Genomic DNA, 20915 nt, shown 5'->3' on the forward strand with positions numbered 1-20915 from the left:
AGGCCCGCCGCTTCAGTAACATGACGGGCTGACGAACGAATAAATACAGCGAAACGATAGTGGCACAACGAGATTATGTACGTCGCGGCCAACCGGCTCCTTCGCGGCGCAAAAAGAGCACCTCACGGAACTCACGGAAGAAGCAAAGCAACATGCCTGCCGTCTCGCCGGCAATGGTCGCAATTGCGGCAGCCGTCCTTGTGACCTTTATCGGCGGTCTGTACTTCATTACTCACCATAAGAAAGAAGAGTCCGAAACGCTACAAAACCAGAAAGTCACCGGCAATGGGCTTCCGCCAAAACCGGAAGAGCGCTGGCGTTACATCAAAGAGCTGGAAAGTCGCCAGCCGGGCGTGCGTACGCCAACGGAACCGTCCGCCGGCGGCGAAGTCATGAACCCGAATCAGCTCACCAGCGAGCAGCGTCAACTCCTGGAACAGATGCAGGCGGATATGCGTCAGCAGCCGACGCAACTTAACGAAGTGCCGTGGAACGAGCAGACGCCAGAACAACGCCAGCAAACGCTACAGCGCCAGCGTCAGGCGCAGCAGCAGCAGCAGCAGCAGCAGCAGCAGCAGCAGCAGCAGCAGTGGACTCAAACGCAGCCTGTTCAGCAACCACGCACGCAGCCGCGGGTAAACGAACAGCCGCAAACGCGCACGGTACAATCCGCCCCAGCGCAACCTGCGCGCCAAAGTCAGCCGCCGAAGCAGACGGCCTCGCAGCAACCTTATCAGGATTTGCTGCAAACGCCGGCGCATACCAGCGCGGCAGCGCCGAAAGCCGCGCCAATTACGCGCGCGCCTGAAGCGCCGAAGGCGACAGCAGAGAAAAAAGATGAACGTCGCTGGATGGTGCAATGCGGTTCATTCAAAGGCGCCGAGCAGGCAGAAAGCGTCCGCGCTCAGCTGGCGTTTGAAGGCTTTGACTCCAAAATTACCACCAATAACGGCTGGAATCGCGTGGTTATCGGGCCGGTGAAAGGTAAAGAAAATGCCGACAGCACCATTAACCGTCTGAAGATGGCGGGCCATACAAACTGCATTCGACTCGCCACCGGGGGTTGAAACCCTCAAAATCTCCCCCATCTATACTTGCATTATGCCCCGTACGCCGTACGGGGCCGCAATTCAGCATTAGTAACCAAGGGGTCTGCTCGTGACAACAATAGTAAGCGTACGCCGTAACGGCCACGTGGTAATCGCCGGTGATGGTCAGGCCACACTGGGTAACACAGTAATGAAAGGCAACGTGAAGAAAGTCCGCCGCCTCTACAACGACAAGGTCATTGCGGGCTTTGCGGGCGGTACTGCGGATGCATTCACGCTGTTCGAGCTGTTTGAACGTAAACTGGAAATGCATCAGGGGCACCTGGTCAAAGCCGCCGTTGAACTGGCGAAAGACTGGCGTACCGACCGTATGCTACGCAAACTGGAAGCGTTGCTGGCCGTCGCGGATGAAACCGCCTCGCTCATCATCACGGGTAACGGCGATGTCGTGCAACCTGAAAACGATTTAATTGCTATCGGCTCCGGCGGTCCTTATGCCCAGGCTGCCGCTCGCGCTCTGTTGGAAAATACCGAGCTCGGCGCGCGCGAAATTGCTGAAAAGGCGTTGGATATTGCAGGCGATATCTGCATTTACACCAACCATTTCCACACCATTGAAGAATTGACCGCCAAAGCGTAAGGACCTCTCATGTCTGAAATGACCCCACGCGAAATTGTCAGCGAACTGAACAAACACATTATCGGCCAGGATAACGCAAAGCGTTCCGTGGCGATTGCATTGCGTAACCGCTGGCGTCGTATGCAGCTTGATGAAGAGCTGCGCCACGAAGTAACGCCGAAAAATATTCTGATGATTGGCCCGACCGGCGTCGGTAAAACCGAAATCGCCCGTCGTCTGGCAAAACTCGCCAACGCGCCGTTCATTAAAGTCGAAGCCACCAAATTCACCGAAGTGGGCTACGTCGGGAAAGAAGTGGACTCTATCATCCGCGATCTGACCGATGCCGCGGTGAAAATGGTTCGCGTACAGGCTATCGAGAAAAACCGCTATCGTGCGGAAGAGTTGGCGGAAGAACGTATTCTCGACGTACTGATCCCACCCGCAAAAAATAACTGGGGCCAGGCCGAACAGCAGCAGGAGCCTTCTGCCGCCCGTCAAACGTTCCGCAAAAAACTGCGCGAAGGCCAGCTCGACGATAAAGAGATCGAGATTAACCTCGCCGCCGCGCCGATGGGCGTAGAGATTATGGCGCCTCCGGGCATGGAAGAGATGACCAGCCAGTTGCAGTCTATGTTCCAGAACCTGGGCGGTCAGAAACAGAAACCGCGTAAGCTGAAAATTAAAGACGCGATGAAACTGTTGGTTGAAGAAGAAGCTGCTAAGCTGGTCAACCCGGAAGAGCTGAAACAGGACGCTATCGACGCGGTTGAACAGCACGGCATCGTGTTTATCGATGAAATTGACAAAATTTGTAAGCGTGGCGAAACCTCCGGCCCGGATGTTTCACGCGAAGGCGTACAGCGCGACTTACTGCCGCTGGTAGAAGGCTGCACGGTTTCGACCAAACACGGGATGGTCAAAACGGATCATATTCTGTTTATCGCCTCTGGCGCGTTCCAGGTGGCGAAGCCGTCTGATCTGATCCCGGAACTGCAGGGCCGTCTGCCGATTCGCGTTGAACTTCAGGCGCTGACCACCAGCGATTTCGAACGCATTTTGACCGAGCCAAACGCCTCCGTCACCGTGCAGTATAAAGCGCTGATGGCAACTGAAGGCGTCAATATCGAGTTCACCGATTCCGGTATTAAACGTATTGCCGAAGCCGCCTGGCAGGTTAACGAAACCACCGAAAACATCGGCGCGCGCCGTCTGCATACCGTACTGGAGCGTCTGATGGAAGAGATTTCCTATAACGCCAGCGATCTGCACGGCCAAAACATCACAATTGATGCGGAATATGTGAGCAAACATCTGGATGCGCTGGTCGCAGATGAAGATCTAAGCCGTTTTATCTTATAATCGCGTCCAATGCATTTTCATCACTGTTGATGGGGCTGAAAAGCCCCATTTTTATTGGCGCTAAATATGACTGAACAACAACAAATTAGCCGCACCCAGGCCTGGCTGGAAAGCTTACGACCCAAAACCTTACCCCTCGCCTTCGCGGCGATTATCGTCGGTACGGCCCTGGCATGGTGGCAAGGCTATTTCGATCCTCTGGTCGCGCTGCTGGCCCTTATCACCGCCGGGCTGCTGCAAATTTTATCCAACCTCGCCAACGATTACGGCGACGCTGTCAAAGGCAGTGATAAACCGGATCGCATCGGGCCGCTGCGGGGGATGCAAAAAGGCGTCATCACCCGGCAGGAGATGAAGCGGGCGTTAATCATTACCGTCGTGCTGATCTGTATCTCCGGACTGGCGCTGGTGGCGGTCGCGTGCCATACGTTAACCGATTTTGTCGGCTTCCTGATTTTGGGCGGGCTGTCGATTATCGCCGCCATCACCTACACCGTGGGTAATCGGCCCTACGGCTATATCGGGCTGGGTGATATCTCTGTCCTGGTATTCTTTGGCTGGCTAAGTGTCATGGGGAGCTGGTATCTCCAGGCGCATACGCTGATTCCGGCGCTGATTCTCCCGGCCACCGCCTGCGGTTTACTGGCGACGGCGGTGCTGAATATTAATAACCTGCGCGATATTAATAGCGACAGAGAGAACGGCAAAAATACCCTTGTGGTACGACTGGGCGATGTCAACGCGCGTCGTTATCACGCCTGCCTGTTGCTAGGCGCGCTGCTCTGTCTGGCGCTGTTTAATCTGCTCTCGCTACACAGTCCGTGGGGATGGTTGTTTATTCTGGCCGCGCCCTTGCTCATTAAACAAGCGCGCTACGTAATGCGCGAAAGGGAGCCTGCGGCAATGCGCCCGATGCTTGAACGTACCGTTAAAGGCGCGTTGTTAACCAACCTGTTATTTGTGATTGGGATACTCTTAAGTCAGTGGGCCGTTTAACTGACAAATATCAATTAACAATTGATGATTTTGCCAACAGTATACTTAGCGCGATATACTAAAAATTCTCGCAGCAACTGAACGTTAAGCCTATGAAATACGATACTTCCGAGCTTTGTGACATCTATCAGGAAGATGTCAACGTCGTGGAACCGCTGTTCTCTAATTTTGGAGGGCGGTCGTCGTTTGGCGGACAAATCATCACGGTAAAATGTTTCGAGGACAACGGGTTGCTGTACGATCTGCTCGAACAAAATGGCCGTGGTCGGGTTCTGCTGGTCGATGGCGGCGGTTCTGTCCGTCGTGCATTAGTCGATGCGGAGCTGGCGCGTCTGGCCACGCAAAATGAATGGGAAGGGCTGGTTATCTATGGCGCGGTGCGTCAGGTGGACGATCTGGAAGAGCTGGATATCGGCATTCAGGCGATCGCCGCCATTCCGGTTGGCGCCGCAGGTGAAGGCATTGGGGAAAGCGATGTGCGCGTCAATTTCGGCGGCGTGACGTTCTTCTCCGGCGATCATCTCTATGCCGACAACACCGGGATTATCCTTTCCGAAGACCCGCTTGATATCGAGTGATCAAAAAAGGCGCCGTAAGGCGCCTTTTTTATGCGTTGTCGCTGATTGCCAGATGGCAGCTTACGCCTTATCCGGCCCACCGGTGTCCGCATTCTAAATCCTCTATAGATTTCGCGTCAGGGCAAGGCGGCAAGTAAGTGAATCCCCAGGAGCATAGGCCACTATGTGACTGGGGTGAACGCACGCAGCCAACGCCGCCATAACGTGAAATATGACGAGGATTAGACTTCTTCCATACGACCAAGCAGCGCCTGTAAACGTTCCTGCCAGCCGCTCTGCTGTTCCTTCAGAGAATTATTTTCACGCTCGAGTTCTTCACGCTGATGCTGTGCAGACTGCACTTCCTGCGTCAGGCTGTTGTTCTTTTCTTTCAGCTCTTCAATTTCCATCTGTAACAGGGTGATGGTGTCAATCGCCTGCTGTACTTTTGCTTCCAGTTTCTCAAACACTTCTAAAGACATGATCTTACCTCTCCTGAATTGCAAGGCGACGCTTCACGTAAACGCGCACAATATATAGTGTCGATTGTATGAAGCCCCGCTCTCGCTGTCCAGCGACATACCGCGTAGATCGCGGTTTGCAGCAATTTTCATCCATCTCCTGGTAACATTCATTCAATAACTTAAAAGTGTTAACATATTGGTTAATGAAATGATTCAATTCACTCTCTTCTGCTGTCTCAAAATGCGCCTCATGGCGCGATAACGCTCATTTTATTGACGCAGTACACACATTTTGATTTCGATATTTCTCGTTTTTGCTCGTTAACGATAAATTAACAGTGTGCCTACAGGGCATCGTGGATGTCCATGACCTCCTCGCATACCAATAAACATTACATACTCTTCAGGATCCGATTATGAGTCAAACATCAACCTTAAAAGGCCAGTGCATTGCTGAATTCCTCGGTACCGGGTTGTTGATTTTTTTCGGTGTGGGTTGTGTCGCTGCGCTTAAAGTTGCCGGAGCTACTTTTGGACAGTGGGAGATCAGCGTCATCTGGGGTCTGGGAGTAGCGATGGCTATCTACCTGACGGCAGGTGTTTCTGGCGCACACCTGAACCCGGCAGTGACCATCGCACTCTGGCTATTTGCCTGTTTCGACAAACGTAAAGTTGTTCCTTTTATTATTTCTCAAGTTGCCGGCGCCTTTTGCGCAGCGGCGTTAGTTTACGGGCTTTATTACAATCTTTTTGTGGACTTCGAACAAACCCACCATATCGTCCGTGGCAGCGTTGAAAGTCTCGATCTCGCAGGCATTTTCTCAACTTACCCGAATCCTCATATCAATTTTGTGCAGGCCTTCGCGGTTGAAATGGTGATTACCGCTATTCTGATGGGGCTGATTCTGGCGCTGACCGACGACGGCAACGGCGTACCTCGCGGTCCGCTTGCGCCACTGCTCATTGGTTTACTGATCGCCGTTATCGGTGCCTCTATGGGGCCGTTGACCGGGTTTGCGATGAATCCGGCGCGTGACTTTGGCCCCAAAATGTTCGCCGGGCTTGCCGGCTGGGGTGAAATTGCGTTTACCGGCGGTAGAGACATTCCTTACTTCCTGGTGCCGCTGTTTGGCCCCATCGTCGGCGCCATTCTGGGCGCGTTTGCTTATCGCAAATTTATTGGCCGTCATTTGCCGTGCGATACCTGCGTCGTGGAAGAGAAGGACTCCACCGCGACCACACAACAAAATGCTTCGCTGTAATCTGATTACGGGACAAAATTATGACTGAAAAAAAATATATCGTTGCGCTCGACCAGGGTACCACCAGCTCCCGCGCGGTCGTTATGGATCATGACGCGAATATCGTCAGCGTATCACAGCGTGAATTTGAGCAAATTTATCCTAAGCCAGGCTGGGTAGAACACGACCCGATGGAAATTTGGGCGTCCCAAAGCTCAACGCTGGTAGAAGTGCTGGCTAAGGCCGATATCAGTTCCGATCAGATTGCCGCTATCGGTATCACCAACCAACGTGAAACCGCGATCGTCTGGGAACGTGAAACCGGCAAACCGATATACAACGCTATTGTCTGGCAGTGCCGTCGTACCGCCGATATTTGCGAACAGCTTAAACGCGACGGCCTGGAAGATTACATCCGCGACAATACCGGTCTGGTCGTCGACCCGTACTTCTCTGGCACTAAAGTGAAATGGATCCTTGACCATGTGGAAGGTTCGCGCGAACGCGCGAAGCGTGGCGAGCTGCTGTTCGGTACGGTGGATACCTGGCTTATCTGGAAGATGACGCAGGGCCGCGTCCACGTTACGGATTACACCAACGCCTCACGAACCATGCTGTTCAACATCCATGATTTGGACTGGGACGATAAAATGCTGGACGTGCTGGATATCCCACGCGCGATGCTGCCCCAGGTACGTAAGTCCTCCGAAGTCTACGGCCAAACCAATATTGGCGGTAAAGGCGGTACACGTATTCCTATCGCCGGGATTGCCGGGGATCAGCAGGCCGCGCTATTCGGCCAACTGTGCGTAAAGGAAGGGATGGCAAAGAATACCTACGGCACCGGCTGCTTTATGCTGATGAACACCGGCGAGAAAGCGGTAAAATCGGAAAACGGCCTGCTGACCACCATCGCCTGCGGCCCAAGCGGCGAAGTCAACTATGCGCTGGAAGGCGCGGTGTTTATGGCGGGAGCGTCCATTCAATGGCTGCGTGATGAAATGAAGCTCATCAGCGACGCGTTCGACTCCGAATATTTCGCCACGAAAGTGAAAGATACCAACGGTGTCTACGTGGTTCCGGCCTTCACCGGTCTGGGCGCGCCGTACTGGGACCCGTATGCCCGCGGCGCCATTTTTGGCCTGACCCGCGGCGTGAACTCTAATCACATTATCCGCGCGACGCTCGAATCCATCGCTTACCAGACCCGCGACGTACTGGAAGCTATGCAGGCCGACTCCGGTATCCGCCTGCACGCTCTGCGTGTGGACGGCGGCGCAGTGGCCAACAACTTCCTGATGCAGTTCCAGTCAGATATTCTCGGCACGCGGGTGGAACGCCCGGAAGTGCGCGAAGTGACCGCGCTGGGCGCCGCCTATCTGGCTGGTCTGGCCGTCGGTTACTGGCAGAACCTGGACGAGCTGCAGGAAAAAGCCGTCATTGAGCGAGAATTCCGCCCCGGCATTGAAACCACCGAGCGTAACTACCGTTATAGCGGCTGGAAGAAAGCGGTTAAACGCGCAATGGCGTGGGAAGATCACGACAAGTAAGGTCGCCATCCGGCAAAATCTTTGTGCGGGGGCAACTCCGCACACACATCAATTATTCCCTCCTTCCCCTGTGCTACACTGCGCGCCACTCCTTTTTGCTACGAGTTTGTTATGAGACGAGAACTTGCCATCGAATTTTCCCGTGTGACCGAAGCGGCGGCGCTGGCTGGCTACAAATGGCTGGGACGCGGCGATAAAAATACCGCGGACGGCGCGGCAGTCAACGCCATGCGTATCATGCTCAACCAGGTCAACATTGACGGCACCATCGTGATTGGCGAAGGCGAAATCGACGAGGCCCCGATGCTCTATATCGGCGAGAAAGTCGGTACCGGCCACGGCGATGCGGTAGATATCGCCGTCGATCCGATTGAGGGCACGCGCATGACGGCGATGGGTCAGGCGAACGCGCTGGCGGTGCTGGCGGTCGGCGATAAAGGCTGCTTCCTGAATGCGCCCGATATGTATATGGAAAAACTGATTGTCGGTCCGGGCGCCAAAGGGGCGATCGATCTCAATCTGCCGCTGGCGGATAACCTGCGCAACATCGCGGATGCGCTGGGTAAACCGCTTGGCGATCTGACCGTGACCATTCTGGCAAAACCGCGTCATGACGAGGTCATCGCAGAGATGGCTAAACTGGGCGTACGCGTGTTTGCCATTCCTGACGGCGACGTCGCGGCCTCAATTCTGACCTGTATGCCAGATAGCGAAGTCGACGTGCTGTACGGGATTGGCGGCGCACCAGAAGGCGTGGTATCCGCAGCGGTGATCCGCGCGCTGGACGGCGATATGCAGGGGCGTCTGCTGGCGCGCCATGATGTGAAAGGCGACAGCGAAGAAAACCGCCGCATTGGCGAACAGGAACTGGCGCGTTGCAAAGCAATGGGCATTGAAGCGGGCAAGGCGTTATGCCTAGGCGATATGGCGCGTAGCGATAACGTTATTTTCTCCGCGACCGGCATCACGAAAGGCGATCTGCTGGAAGGAATTAGCCGGAAAGGCCATATTGCCACGACGGAAACGCTGCTGATCCGCGGCAAATCACGCACCATCCGCCGCATTCAGTCTATCCACTATCTTGATCGTAAAGATCCGGATGTACAGGCGCATATCCTCTAGCGCATTTGTTAGTTAGAGCCTTCCAGCCTCGCGGGGCTGGAAATCTTTCTCCTGACGAACGAAGATAAGGTTAGCGATTCAGAACAGGAGAAAACCATGGCCGATTGGGTAACAGGTAAAGTCACTAAGGTGCAAAACTGGACTGACGCACTGTTCAGCCTGACCGTTCACGCCCCCATTAATCCTTTTACTGCAGGCCAATTTACCAAACTCGGACTGGAGATCGATGGCGAGCGCGTTCAGCGCGCGTATTCCTATGTCAATGCGCCTGACAATCCGAATTTAGAGTTTTATCTGGTGACGGTTCCGCAAGGAAAGCTCAGCCCGCGGTTGGCGGCGCTAAAACCTGGCGATGAGGTACAAGTGGTCAGCGACGCGTCGGGTTTCTTTGTACTGGATGAAGTGCCTGACTGCGAGACGCTATGGATGCTGGCGACCGGAACCGCTATTGGCCCGTATTTGTCTATTTTGCAATATGGCCAGGATGTCGCGCGCTTTAAAAATTTGGTCTTAGTCCACGCCGCACGCTTCGCCGCCGATTTAAGCTATCTGCCGCTAATGCTGGAACTGCAACAGCGTTATGAAGGCAAGCTGCGCATCCAAACGGTGGTCAGCCGGGAGAGCGTGCCAGGCTCGCTCACCGGACGCGTGCCTGCGCTCATTGAAAACGGCGAGCTGGAAAAAGCCGTTGGATTGCCGATGGATAAAGAGACCAGCCACGTCATGCTGTGCGGGAACCCGCAGATGGTGCGCGATACGCAGCAACTGCTGAAAGAGACCCGACAGATGACTAAACATCTGCGCCGCCGACCGGGGCATATGACGGCTGAACATTACTGGTGATGTTTTACCGAATGGCGGCTAGGGCTTATCCGGCCTGCAAATCATCACCAATCTGTAGGCCCGGTAAGCGTCAGCGCCACCGGGCAAATTACGGTTTACCGCCCGTTTACGGTTCTGCTTTAAACTTCACGTCCTGTGTCGCTTTCCCAAACTTATTTTCCCCCTGAACACCGACAAACGCGCCCAGATCGATAAGCATCATCACCAGGATCAGCGTCGGAATAAATCGCCCGACGACCCACTGCCACATCCCCGGCAGCATCACCCAGTTTCCGGCCAGCAGCATCCACGCCAGAATCATTAGCAACGCCCACGCGCCGGAGCGTCCCCGGTCATGCAGACGTTTGACCATGACGGCGGCGGTCGGCCACAGCAGGCACACCAGGCAAAATGCCGCCGTTTGGATATCAAGCAGGTTTTTCCCCGCCAGCGAAAATAGCGCCAGCATCGCGGCAAACCAGAGGCCGATCCAAATCCAGAAATCACGGCGTCCGATACGCCCTTTAAATGAGAATAACCATTGCTGTATGGTCATGTAAGTTCCTTATATTTTGCCTTCCGCTACAGTTTACCCTTTTGACAAGCCCGACAGTTATCGTTTTAATCGTGAGCAGTCCTAACGAAAGGTAAGATTGATGAAGCCAGGATGTACTCTGTTTTTACTGTTGTTTTCTGCTCTCACCGCCAGCATAACGGCGCACGCGCAGCTCTCTTCATCGACCACGACAGCGCCCTATCTGCTGGCGGGCTCGCCAACCTTTGATCTTTCTATTAGCCAGTTTCGTGAGAACTTTAACCGCCAGAATCCCGATCTGCCGCTCAATGAATTTCGCGCCATTGAGAATAGCCGCGATAAGGCGAATCTGACCCGCGCCGCCAGTAAGATTAACGAAAATCTGTATGCCTCCACGGCGCTGGAGCGCGGTACGCTCAAAGTGAAAAGTATGCAGATTACCTGGCTGCCCATTCAGGGGCCGGAACAGAAAGCGGCGAAAGCGAAAGCGCTGGAATATATGGCCGCCATTATTCGCACTGTCGCCCCGTTACTGACAAAAGAGCAAAGCCAGAAAAAACTGCAAAAGATGCTTATCGCCGGTAAAGGTAAACACTATTACGCCGAGACCGAAGGCGCGGTACGTTATGTTGTCGCAGATAACGGCGAAAAGGGGCTGACCTTCGCGGTTGAACCGATTAAGCTGACGTTATCTGAAAATCTGGAAGGGGCGAATTGATGACAAAAAGCAAAGCCTTTCCGGGGATGAATCTCTATACTGTTTCACAGACCATGCTGCTCTGACGAGCGGCCATCTTCCTTAATTCGCTGACTAAGCGTGGAGAAATGAAATGCGACATCCTTTAGTGATGGGTAACTGGAAACTGAACGGCAGCCGCCACATGGTAAACGAACTGGTGGCTAACCTGCGTAAAGAACTGACGGGCGTAGCAGGCTGCGACGTGGCAATCGCTCCGCCGGAAATGTATATCGATCTGGCGAAACGCGCTGCTGCCGGCAGCCACATCATGCTGGGCGCGCAGAACGTTGATCTGAATCTGTCTGGCGCATTCACCGGTGAAACTTCGGCTGAAATGCTGAAGGATATCGGCGCGCAGTACATTATTATCGGCCACTCCGAGCGTCGTACTTATCACAAAGAATCTGACGAGCTGATCGCCAAAAAATTCGCCGTACTGAAAGAACAAGGTCTGACGCCGGTACTGTGCATCGGTGAAACCGAAGCGGAAAACGAAGCGGGCAAAACAGAAGAAGTATGCGCACGCCAGATCGACGCGGTACTGAAAACGCAGGGCGCGGCAGCCTTTGAAGGCGCGGTTATCGCTTACGAACCCGTATGGGCGATCGGTACCGGTAAATCTGCAACTCCTGCGCAGGCGCAGGCAGTGCACAAATTCATCCGTGACCACATTGCTAAAGCTGACGCGAAAATCGCTGAACAGGTCATTATCCAGTACGGCGGTTCTGTTAATGCCTCCAACGCAGCCGAACTGTTCGCGCAGCCGGACATCGACGGCGCGCTGGTAGGCGGCGCTTCTCTGAAAGCTGACGCCTTCGCGGTGATCGTGAAAGCAGCAGAAGCTGCTAAAAAAGCGTAATTCGCTTTAGCGGGTCTTTCCCCGGTCGCGCTTCGCAACCGGGGTTATCGCCTGGTAGCCCGGACAGGCGCGTAGCACCGCCTCCGGGAAAATCCCCAAGCGGAACAGGCTACAGTTTCCCCAACGCCTGATACCACAGGTAGTCCAGCGGCAGCAGAATCAAATAGCTCACCACCGCTAGCGCGATACATAACAGCATTCCCGCCCGCGCAGGAACTTTCCCTAGTCCCATCGCCACCACAATCGGTGACGCCTGATACGGCAGCAGCGGCGTGGAATACCCCAGTACTTGAATCATGATCGCGCTCAATAGTGGAAAACCGGTAGCATCGGAAAAGCTCTGCGCGAAGGTGGTATACAGCGCCGGTACGCCATTAGCGGTCATAATAAAGTTCAGCGCGCTGGTAATTCCGGTCAGCGCGAGGAAGCTGGTAAACGGACTCTCTTTATCCAGCGGCATAATATGCAGCAGCGCATTTCCCACGACGCTGCCAATACCCGTGTGAGTGACGGTGATCGCCAGCCCCAGAATCCCGGCGACGTAAATACAGGTACGGATATTCACGCCGCTGGAAAACTCGTCGCCGTTGATAAAACCAACGCGCGGCAGAAGCGTTATCACCGCCGCCGCCAGCCCCGTCCAGGCTGGCCCCACGCCGTGCCAGCTTTCAGTCACCCAGAGCGTCAACACCACCGCCAGCAGCCATGCCAGGCGCTTCTCATCATGGCTCATCGGCGGCAGCGGCGTCATGTCGCGCGGCGGATGCGGTTTACCGGGAAACAGCCAGCATATCAGCGCAATCAGTACCGCCCCTTTTAGCCAACCGAGCACCGGCGTATGCAGAAGTAAATAAGGTACATAATTCAGATGGATGCCGTATGAACCTTCCGCCGCGCCGCTCATCACCAGATTCGGGACGTTAGCAGGCAAAATGGTGGCCGACAGCTGGAAAGTACCGAATCCCACCGCCAGCGCCAGCCCATACCAACCGCGTGTGCCATCCTCAATCCCCGCGCGTTTCGCCATGGCCGCCACAATCGGCATCAGCAGCGCAATGCGCCCCATATTTGAAGGCATAACAAAGGCCAGGGCATAGCTGAGCAGCACCACGCTGCCAACCATCAGCGGCCATGAGTCGGTGAGCCGCGACGAAAGCACCCGCGCCGCCCTGTCCGCCAGCCCGGTTTTGCGAATCGCGATCCCCAGCACAAAGCCGCTGAACACCAGCCAGAAGGCTGATGAAGCAAAGCCGCCGAAAATCACCTCCGGCGGCGCGATTTTGGCGATCATCGCCACAGCAAAAAATAGCAGTGCGGTCATAAACTCCGGCAGTAGCGAAGTCGCCCACAGAAGGATAGTAACGCCAACGATGATGGACGGGAGGAACAGAGGATAGGGCAACCAGAGCGACATACCTGTCTCCTGACGATTTTTTCAGCAAGAATACGACGGACAGTCAGGCAGGTAAACGCCAGATATAGTGGGGTTATCGCAGGATTAAGCGGACAGATCAGTGATAATGAATTTCACCAAAGTATTCAGACAGCACGTAATAGCGGCAATACTCAAAAGGGCTGTCCTTCCCGGCCTGAAACGTCTGTCTGGCGACGGATAACAGCGGTTTATTGGCGGCGATTTGCAATTTTTCGCACAGGTCAGCGGAAGGTAAAATCGCCTCAACTTTTTCTATCGCCGAGTCGCTTGTGACGTTTAATAACGAATAAAGCGACGTATGCTCCAGCGCCTGCGGTGTAAGTTGCAGATCGGGAAAGAAGCTAAGATCGAGATAAATTTTCTCATGGTTAAACGGACGGTTATTCAGGCAACGAATACGCGAAATATAGAGATAGTGATGCTGTGCGGGCAGGCTCAAGCCGTCTGCCTGAGCGTCGCGCGCGCGGCGCGGCGCGATTTCCAGAATACGGTTCTCAATCTCCACGCTGGCGTCCTGGAGATCGCGGGTAATACCGCGAAACGTGTGCCCGTAGCTCACGCCTTCCGGCACCGAGCACACCACCGAACCACTCCCGCGCTGGGAGGAAATAATGCCCGCATTGATTAATTCGCTCCAGGCCTGTTTAACCACAATCAGCGAGACGTTGTAGGATCTGGCAATCTCTTTTTGCGTCGGCAGCTGGCTGCCTAAAGGCAGGGATCCATTTTGGATCTGCTGACAGATGATAAAAAATAGTTGCTTATAAAGCGGAGTAAAGCTCGTTTTATCAACCTGCAAGCTGCGCACCTCACGTCTTCGCCAGCAGGGGACGTTTTACCGTCCCCGGCAGGGTGAAGTCGCTACCCTGCGATTTGCCTGGCCAGTTCTGCCAAATCGAAATGATTCATACGATCCAAAGTCGTTAAATAATCGGCGGGAAAAGCCTCCACGCCATGGAATGCGCCGGAAATCGCCCCGACCATGGTGGCGACAGTATCAGTATCATTGCCGATATTAACGCCGGAGATAATAGCATCTACGGCAGAATTCGGACAACACGCGAACAGGCCAAAGGCCGCGGGAACCGCTTCACTCACGTGCAGCCCGGAGCCAATAATATCAGCAAGTTCCACCACCGCCGTTTCCCAATGGCGATGACGTTTACCGATATCTACGGCCAGCTCAATGCGTCGGGCAACGGAAGGCCCGGCGACCATCATCGCCCCTTGCTCCTGCGCCAGCAGATAGCCTCTTTGCGCGCCGTAAATACCGGCAGCAATAATGCTGTCTGCATTGGTCTGCGCTCTTAACGCCTCGCTGGTTGCCGCCGCCATCGCCGCCGCACCGGACATTGCCAGCACGTTATTATGGGTAAAGCGGCAAATCTGTAGCGCGCAGTCAATCGCCGCGTCAATATCACCCGGATGCAGCACCGCCGCTGGCCAAATCTTCATGGCGGCGCCGTTCGTTGCCTCCGCGTTACCCTTATTAATAATCTGTACCGACTGTTTTTCGCCTTCCAGCTCACCCTGTAAAGAGGCGCGGTTATCATTGAATATTGCCTTCATTGCCGCACGCGTCGTCGGGCCGGTAAAGTTGGCGTAGTACGGGTAATCCAGCCACTGCTGAAAAGCCTCGCGCATCGCCTCGTCGCTGACCTGGCGTTGATGGCGCAGCAGCGCGTCCATAATGTACTTCGCCTGAATAAAATCATCCGTGCACATCCCCGCTTCGTTGCAGCGGCCAAACGTGTCCGCTGGCGGTTTTTGAAAGGTCGTCACCCAGCCGCCAAAATAGTCTTTTATCTGCTGCTGGGTGCGTACTTCCGTCGCGGCTCCCATCGCGTCCGCGGCGGCGGCGCCAACCAGGCATCCCAGTATTTTGTTTTGATCAACGTGCATGATGACTCCTTATTTCACGGTCATGGCTTGTGCCAGCGAATGGCTGGACAGAAAAGTGTTTAGCTGGTCGGGAAACGGTAAAGCGGTCATTGCGCCTTTTGCCGTCACCGCCATAGCGCCGCAGGCATTGGCATTGCTGATGGCTTCCGCCAGCAGGGCATGATCCCAGCAATTTGCGCGGGAAAGGGTGAACAGCAGGCCGCCGACAAAAGCATCGCCTGCCCCGGTGGTATCGACGACATCGACGCGCGGTGCGGGGAAATGGAACTCCCCCTCGGCGGTAATCAACAGAGCGCCATCGGCCCCCAGCGAAATGATGGTGGTGTCGCAGCCTAGATCGCGCAGGTAATAACGCGCATCCTGCCAGTGACTGGCCCCGCTGAGCTGGCACAGCTCATCTGCCGAGACTTTGCAGATAGAAGCCAACGCGGCGGACCGGGCGATCAGTTCAGGGATTTCATCGGTATTGCGCCACATCTTGCTGCGTAAGTTGACGTCGAATAACACGTAGCCACCGGCTTCTCGCATGCGTCTCGCCCCTTCCAGACATGCTTCGCGAGCGGGACTGTCGGTGAGGCCAATTGAGCTGAAGTAAAACCATTCGTGCTGCCTGAACGGCGGCAAATCCTGTGGCGAAACGTAGGTATCAGCCCCCGGATGCACCAGATAGGTAAAACTACGCTCCCCATCAGCCGTCAGGTTAACGATCAGCACCGCGCTGGTCAGGGCCGCATCCAGCCGCAGCGAAGAGACATCCACGCCGTTATCCTGGAAAACCTGGCGCAGGAAGCGACCGGCGTCATCGTCGCCAAGACAGCCAATAAAACCGCACTCTCCACCCAGCCTGGCAACGCATACCCCCACGTTCGCCGACGCTCCGCCGGGGCATTTCAGATAGCTGTTCTGTTTTTCCGGCACCAGATCAACGGAGGCATCGCCGATAACCCAAACCTTATTCATGGCCTTCATTTGCGCCTCCTTATGCCTGCTTCTGCGCCAGGGCGAGCTGAATATCACGATAATATTCGTTGTTAATCAGATACTTTTTCATAAGCAGCCCAACCGCAAGGTGGAACAGAGCCGGAATGAGCGTCATCATCAGCGCAATACCGGTGAGCGAACGTGCGGTCTGTTCAACATCGGCCTGATAGCCAAAGTGGCTCAGCAGGAATCCGAGTATCCCGCCCGCGATCCCCATCCCAAACTTCTGGAAGAAGAGGATGCCGCCAAACGCCAACCCGGAAACGCGCAGACCGGTTTTCTTTTCGCCGTAATCCACCGCTTCGGCGATAGAGGACCAGAACACCGGCATTTGCATATCGCAGAAGAAATTAATAAGAAAATAGAACGCAAAGGCGAGGACAAGATTTTCACGCCCGACGGAGAAATACATCAGCGCGCTCAGGATAAAAGTAATAATCTGGGTGTAGCGGAACATCTTAATTTTGTCCCAGAATTTAGTTATCCAGGTGGTGGCGATCATCGCTAAAATAGAGGCAACGACGCCGGTAGTCAGGAAGGGTGAAATCAGGCTATCTCCGCCGTTCAGATAATACTTGGCGTAATAAGCGGCAACGGAACCGCGAATAACATAACCGCACATCAGCAGCAGAATAACAACGCCGAGAATAATCCACTGATCGTTACGTAACAGGTATTTAAACTGTTTCCCCACCGATAGCGAGGTAATTTCCGGCTCGCTGCGTTCACGCGTGGTAAGAAAACAGAAGATAAACAGCAAGGCGCCCATCGCCCCCATCAGCCCCATCGAAAACTGATAACCCAGCGCCTTGTTGCCCTGCCCCAGCCAGACGGCAAGCATCGGTACGACGATAGTCACCAGGAAAGCGGCAATCTTGGTCATCACAAAGCGATAGCCGTTGGCGCTTAACCGTTCGACGGGATCGCTGGTAATCACGCCAATCATCGAAATATAGGGAATGGTGATCGCGGTATAGACCAGGGTCATAAGAATATAGGTGCCATAGGCCCACGCCAGCTTGGCCATATAAGCCATGTCAGGCGTAATAAACATCAAATACACGGCGAAACCAAAAGGAATGGCAAACCACAGCAGCCACGGGCGATAACGTCCCCAGCGCGTATTCAGTTTATCGGTCAGAACCCCCATGGCCGGATCGATAATGGCATCAATCATCCGCACAACCACAAACAGTACGCCAACATCAGCGGCGCTCAGGCCGTAGATATCGGTATAGAAATAGGCGAGGAGCAGCTGCATGGCGATAATCACAACGTTTATCGCCATATCTCCCGCGCCGAAGCCGATTTTTTCCACGATAGAAAGTTTCATGTTGATATTCCTTTACGCTTAACAGCGCAAATCTGGTGAACAATTAATGATGTCACTACATGAAATAAAAACGTTTTTATATATAAGCCATCCACCAGACAATCTATGGAGGCTATGAAGAGAGTGTAACTAACCATCAAAAGATATAAAGGTATACCTTTATATCTTTTGATCGGTTTCACATATTTTTATAGACACGATCTTACCCCAGTTTTAAACCGGGATAAGAATCAATAAGATAATGAGCAGGGGGTGTAACGAAAATCAGCGGGAAGACAAAATGGCGCAACTATGATCCTGAATCTCTTCCGCCGATGCGCGATTGAAGGTCAGTAAATTACGCTCGGTCGCCAGCAGGACAAAAGAGCCATCGCTTTGGCGTACCACCGCCAGCGCATAGCGTCCCATATGATCGCGCGCTTCCGGCACCTCTTCCGCCAGCATCATAAACGGACTACGCTGCGCCAGTTCGCTCTCGGTTACCCGGCGCGCCAGGTATTCATGCCCCATCAGGTCGCCCGGTAGCGGAAGCCAGCGAGTGCTGATACGCGTGAGATCGTTATCCAGTTGTTCCCGAACGTCAGGACGGATGCAAGAAATATGGATATGCAAATGGTCCTGTGAACGACCAAGCCGCGAATTAATCGCCAGCGAGACCGCGCTATCCGGAATATCATGCCCGTATTTTTTACTCATATAGCCGCGAGCCTGCCAGGCCAGCCAGAAAAAGTTGGGCGTAGCGGGTTCCAGCAATAGCGGGCTTTCCGTACCGTTGATACGGTAGGTGGGCATCAATAAATATTGCAACGGACCGTGACGATCTTTAAAGACGACATAGCCGGCGCGAGGTTTGACTTCCGCGCAAGGCGCTGGGTTTTGATGCTGTAACTGATCGGGCAGGCATTGTTCAAGCACGATTTCCCGTAATGCATCAGGATTGCCGGAAAATTTCCAGTAACCGACGCCCGCCGCGGCGACAATCACTATCACCGCCAGTAAAAAGTAGCCTGTTTTTTTCATGATATGCGTTCCCTGTGACCCATAGACGGGGAAGAGTAACGCAAAATTGTGGCAAAGAAAAAACCCGGTAACATAATACGTTACCGGGTTTATAAACGGTTTAGCGTTTGCTAATTTGGTCGAACGTACCACCATTAGCGAAGTGATCTTTTTGCGCCTTCGCCCAGCCGCCAAACACCTCGTCAATGGTGAACAACTTCAGCTTCGGAAACGCATCGTCGTATTTTTTCGCCACGTCAGCATCGCGCGGTCGGTAGAAGTTTTTCGCTGCTATCTCCTGCCCTTCCGGCGAGTAGAGATACTTCAGATACGCTTCCGCCACCGCATTCGTCCCTTTCTTCTCAACGACTTTATCCACCACGGACACGGTCGGCTCTGCGAGAATAGATTCACTCGGGGTCACTATCTCGAATTTATCTTTACCCAGTTCATTCGTCGCCAGTAGCGCTTCGTTTTCCCAGGCAATCAGCACATCACCGATACCGCGTTCAACGAAAGTATTGGTTGAGCCGCGCGCGCCGGAGTCCAGCACTTCAACGTTTTTAAACAGGGCTTTGACAAAGTCCTGCGCTTTGGCCTGATCGTTATTGTTGTGGTGCAGGGCGTAGCCCCATGCCGCCAGATAGTTCCAGCGGGCGCCGCCAGAGCTTTTCGGGTTTGGCGTAATCACCGACACACCGGGTTTAATCAGATCGTTCCAGTCATGAATTTGTTTTGGATTGCCTTTGAGGACCAGGAAAACGATGGTGGAGGTGTAAGGTGCTGAGTTATCCGGCAGACGCTTGATCCAGTTTTTATCGATACGACCACGTTCCGCAATAGCGTCCACATCGTAAGCCAGCGCCAGCGTCACGACATCGGCTTCAATGCCGTTAATAACGGAAGTCGCCTGTTTACCCGAACCGCCGTGCGATTGACGGATCACGACGTTGTCGCCGGTTTCCTGCTTCCAGTGCGCGCTAAACGCTTTGTTGTACTGCTCGTACAGCTCACGCGTTGGATCGTATGATACGTTAAGTAACTGAATATCCTTTGCCAGAAGGCTGGTTGACGCCAGCAATAATGTGAATCCCACGCCCCACTTTTTCATCGCCCGACTCGCTTATGTTGTGTTGTGATGAGCAAAGCGTGCCAGAAAGCGATCCAAACATTAAAGAATAAAAAAAGATTGGCTATAACTTCGGGGAATAAATCTGAGGGATTGCCGGATGGCGGCTAGCGCCTAATCCGGCCTACACGTTTCTGCAACCTGTAGGCCTGATAAGCGTAGCGCCATCAGGCGCGCAAAAACAATCAGTACAGTTTTTTCGCGCACTCCATCCAGTCGCTTTTGAACGGACGCTTCATGTTTTCAATCGCATCGATGATGTCATGATGAACAAGCTGCTCGTTCTGGATACCGACACAACGACCGCCATGGCCTTCCAGCAGCAGGTCAATAGCATACGCGCCCATACGGGAAGCCAGAATGCGATCGTAAGGTACCGGGGAACCACCGCGCTGAATGTGGCCGAGCACCGTCGCACGCGTTTCACGGCCCGTTTCTTTTTCAATAAAGTGCGCCAGTTCGTCAACATCGCACATATGTTCGGTGATAGCGACGATAGCGTGTTTTTTCCCTTTCGCGATCCCGGCTTTGATTTCGGCCACCAGATCCTCGCGATTAAATTCAACTTCCGGCACCACGATAAACTCACAGCCGCCAGCAATAGCCGCCGCCAACGTCAGATCGCCGCAATAACGGCCCATCACCTCAACGATAGAGATACGCTGGTGAGAAGAGGAGGTGTCACGCAGACGGTCAATCGCTTCCACTACAGTGCCGAGAGCAGTGAAGTAGCCGATAGTGTAGTCGGTGCCTTTGATGTCGTTATCGATAGTGCCTGGCAGACCGATGCACGGGAATCCCATTTCAGTCAGACGTTTTGCACCCATATAAGAACCGTCGCCGCCAATAACTACCAGCGCATCGATGCCGCGTTTTTTCAGGTTTTCGATCGCGACAGCGCGAATATTTTCGTCACGGAATTCCGGGAAACGGGCGGAACCGAGGAAAGTACCGCCACGGTTGATCATGTCAGATACGCTGTAACGGTCAAGCTGAACCATACGATCTTCATACAGGCCCAGATAGCCGTCATAAATGCCCATGACTTCCAGCCCTTCCGTCAACGCTGCGCGCACAACACCGCGGATTGCCGCGTTCATGCCCGGCGCATCACCGCCGCTTGTCAACACACCGATTTTCTTAATCATGACTACCTCTGAACTTTGGAATGCAAAATGAAATCTATTGCCGGAAGCCGATTTCGCACTTCGAAACGATCCA

General features: G+C 54.0%; 21 protein-coding genes. 11 read left to right on the forward strand and 10 right to left on the reverse strand.

Going from position 1 to position 20915, the window contains the following annotated elements; genetic code table 11:
- The first annotated feature begins 59 nt into the window (after window positions 1-59).
- The 5 genes from ftsN (at window position 60) to rraA (ending at window position 4604) form a co-directional block, all read left to right on the forward strand.
- Complete coding sequence (gene ftsN, locus HU143_RS21450) at window positions 60-1067, forward strand: cell division protein FtsN (RefSeq protein ID WP_000068789.1); 1008 nt, start codon at window positions 60-62, stop codon at window positions 1065-1067.
- 91 nt (window positions 1068-1158) lie between these two features.
- A complete protein-coding gene (gene hslV / locus HU143_RS21455; protein WP_000208240.1) occupies window positions 1159-1689 on the forward strand; it encodes an ATP-dependent protease subunit HslV in 531 nt (176 codons plus the stop codon).
- Window positions 1690-1698: 9 nt separating this feature from the next.
- Window positions 1699-3030 carry an HslU--HslV peptidase ATPase subunit gene (gene hslU, locus HU143_RS21460; protein WP_001293360.1) on the forward strand — a complete coding sequence of 444 codons (1332 nt, stop codon included), beginning with the start codon at window positions 1699-1701 and terminating at the stop codon, window positions 3028-3030.
- Window positions 3031-3096: 66 nt separating this feature from the next.
- The gene (menA, locus tag HU143_RS21465) at window positions 3097-4026 is read left to right on the forward strand and encodes a 1,4-dihydroxy-2-naphthoate polyprenyltransferase (protein ID WP_000139639.1); all 930 of its coding nucleotides are present in this window, start codon (window positions 3097-3099) and stop codon (window positions 4024-4026) included.
- A gap of 92 nt (window positions 4027-4118) precedes the next feature.
- Window positions 4119-4604, forward strand: a complete 486-nt coding sequence (gene rraA, locus HU143_RS21470; RefSeq protein ID WP_000872918.1) for a ribonuclease E activity regulator RraA — start codon at window positions 4119-4121, stop codon at window positions 4602-4604.
- A gap of 221 nt (window positions 4605-4825) precedes the next feature.
- On the opposite strand, the gene zapB is transcribed toward rraA, so the two are convergent.
- Window positions 4826-5065 (reverse strand): septal ring assembly protein ZapB, encoded by a 240-nt coding sequence (zapB, locus tag HU143_RS21475; RefSeq protein WP_000051370.1) that lies wholly within the window; start codon window positions 5063-5065, stop codon window positions 4826-4828.
- A 398-nt stretch (window positions 5066-5463) separates the two neighbouring features.
- Here zapB and HU143_RS21480 point away from each other — a divergent pair, with 398 nt between their 5' ends.
- From HU143_RS21480 to fpr, 4 genes are all read left to right on the forward strand, one after another.
- Window positions 5464-6309, forward strand: coding sequence for an MIP/aquaporin family protein (locus HU143_RS21480; protein WP_000084285.1), 846 nt, complete (start codon window positions 5464-5466; stop codon window positions 6307-6309).
- A gap of 20 nt (window positions 6310-6329) precedes the next feature.
- Window positions 6330-7838, forward strand: coding sequence for a glycerol kinase GlpK (gene glpK, locus HU143_RS21485; RefSeq protein ID WP_000136808.1), 1509 nt, complete (start codon window positions 6330-6332; stop codon window positions 7836-7838).
- A 111-nt stretch (window positions 7839-7949) separates the two neighbouring features.
- Window positions 7950-8960, forward strand: coding sequence for a class II fructose-bisphosphatase (glpX, locus tag HU143_RS21490; RefSeq protein ID WP_001250624.1), 1011 nt, complete (start codon window positions 7950-7952; stop codon window positions 8958-8960).
- A 96-nt stretch (window positions 8961-9056) separates the two neighbouring features.
- Window positions 9057-9803 (forward strand): ferredoxin--NADP(+) reductase, encoded by a 747-nt coding sequence (fpr, locus tag HU143_RS21495; protein ID WP_000796303.1) that lies wholly within the window; start codon window positions 9057-9059, stop codon window positions 9801-9803.
- A 106-nt stretch (window positions 9804-9909) separates the two neighbouring features.
- On the opposite strand, the gene HU143_RS21500 is transcribed toward fpr, so the two are convergent.
- Entirely contained in the window at window positions 9910-10338 is a 429-nt protein-coding gene (locus HU143_RS21500) for a DUF805 domain-containing protein (RefSeq protein WP_023227086.1), read from the reverse strand.
- A 100-nt stretch (window positions 10339-10438) separates the two neighbouring features.
- On the opposite strand from HU143_RS21500, the gene HU143_RS21505 reads away from it, so the two are divergent.
- Together HU143_RS21505 and tpiA are read left to right on the forward strand one after the other, a co-directional pair.
- Window positions 10439-11035: a YiiQ family protein gene (locus HU143_RS21505; protein ID WP_000802242.1), complete on the forward strand. Its 597-nt coding sequence runs from the start codon at window positions 10439-10441 to the stop codon at window positions 11033-11035.
- 112 nt (window positions 11036-11147) lie between these two features.
- Window positions 11148-11915, forward strand: coding sequence for a triose-phosphate isomerase (gene tpiA / locus HU143_RS21510; RefSeq protein WP_017441865.1), 768 nt, complete (start codon window positions 11148-11150; stop codon window positions 11913-11915).
- Between the two features lie 109 nt (window positions 11916-12024).
- On the opposite strand, the gene HU143_RS21515 is transcribed toward tpiA, so the two are convergent.
- The 8 genes from HU143_RS21515 to pfkA all read right to left on the reverse strand — a co-directional run bounded on the left by HU143_RS21515 (window position 12025) and on the right by pfkA (window position 20842).
- Complete coding sequence (locus HU143_RS21515) at window positions 12025-13329, reverse strand: SLC13 family permease (RefSeq protein WP_023227084.1); 1305 nt, start codon at window positions 13327-13329, stop codon at window positions 12025-12027.
- A 97-nt stretch (window positions 13330-13426) separates the two neighbouring features.
- Entirely contained in the window at window positions 13427-14149 is a 723-nt protein-coding gene (locus HU143_RS21520; RefSeq protein ID WP_023227083.1) for a GntR family transcriptional regulator, read from the reverse strand.
- Between the two features lie 62 nt (window positions 14150-14211).
- The gene (locus HU143_RS21525; protein WP_000557882.1) at window positions 14212-15252 is read right to left on the reverse strand and encodes an ADP-ribosylglycohydrolase family protein; all 1041 of its coding nucleotides are present in this window, start codon (window positions 15250-15252) and stop codon (window positions 14212-14214) included.
- A 9-nt stretch (window positions 15253-15261) separates the two neighbouring features.
- Window positions 15262-16221: an aminoimidazole riboside kinase gene (locus HU143_RS21530; protein ID WP_000646490.1), complete on the reverse strand. Its 960-nt coding sequence runs from the start codon at window positions 16219-16221 to the stop codon at window positions 15262-15264.
- A gap of 10 nt (window positions 16222-16231) precedes the next feature.
- Window positions 16232-17566, reverse strand: a complete 1335-nt coding sequence (locus HU143_RS21535) for an MFS transporter (protein ID WP_023227082.1) — start codon at window positions 17564-17566, stop codon at window positions 16232-16234.
- A 264-nt stretch (window positions 17567-17830) separates the two neighbouring features.
- Window positions 17831-18586, reverse strand: coding sequence for a CDP-diacylglycerol diphosphatase (locus HU143_RS21540; RefSeq protein ID WP_000750756.1), 756 nt, complete (start codon window positions 18584-18586; stop codon window positions 17831-17833).
- Window positions 18587-18686: 100 nt separating this feature from the next.
- Window positions 18687-19676 carry a sulfate ABC transporter substrate-binding protein gene (locus HU143_RS21545; RefSeq protein WP_064441829.1) on the reverse strand — a complete coding sequence of 330 codons (990 nt, stop codon included), beginning with the start codon at window positions 19674-19676 and terminating at the stop codon, window positions 18687-18689.
- 203 nt (window positions 19677-19879) lie between these two features.
- Entirely contained in the window at window positions 19880-20842 is a 963-nt protein-coding gene (pfkA, locus tag HU143_RS21550; RefSeq protein WP_000591793.1) for a 6-phosphofructokinase, read from the reverse strand.
- Window positions 20843-20915 lie beyond the last annotated feature (73 nt).

Origin of the sequence: Salmonella sp. SJTUF14076, assembly GCF_015534835.1 — a bacterium.
Classification (GTDB): Bacteria; Pseudomonadota; Gammaproteobacteria; order Enterobacterales; family Enterobacteriaceae; genus Salmonella; species Salmonella enterica.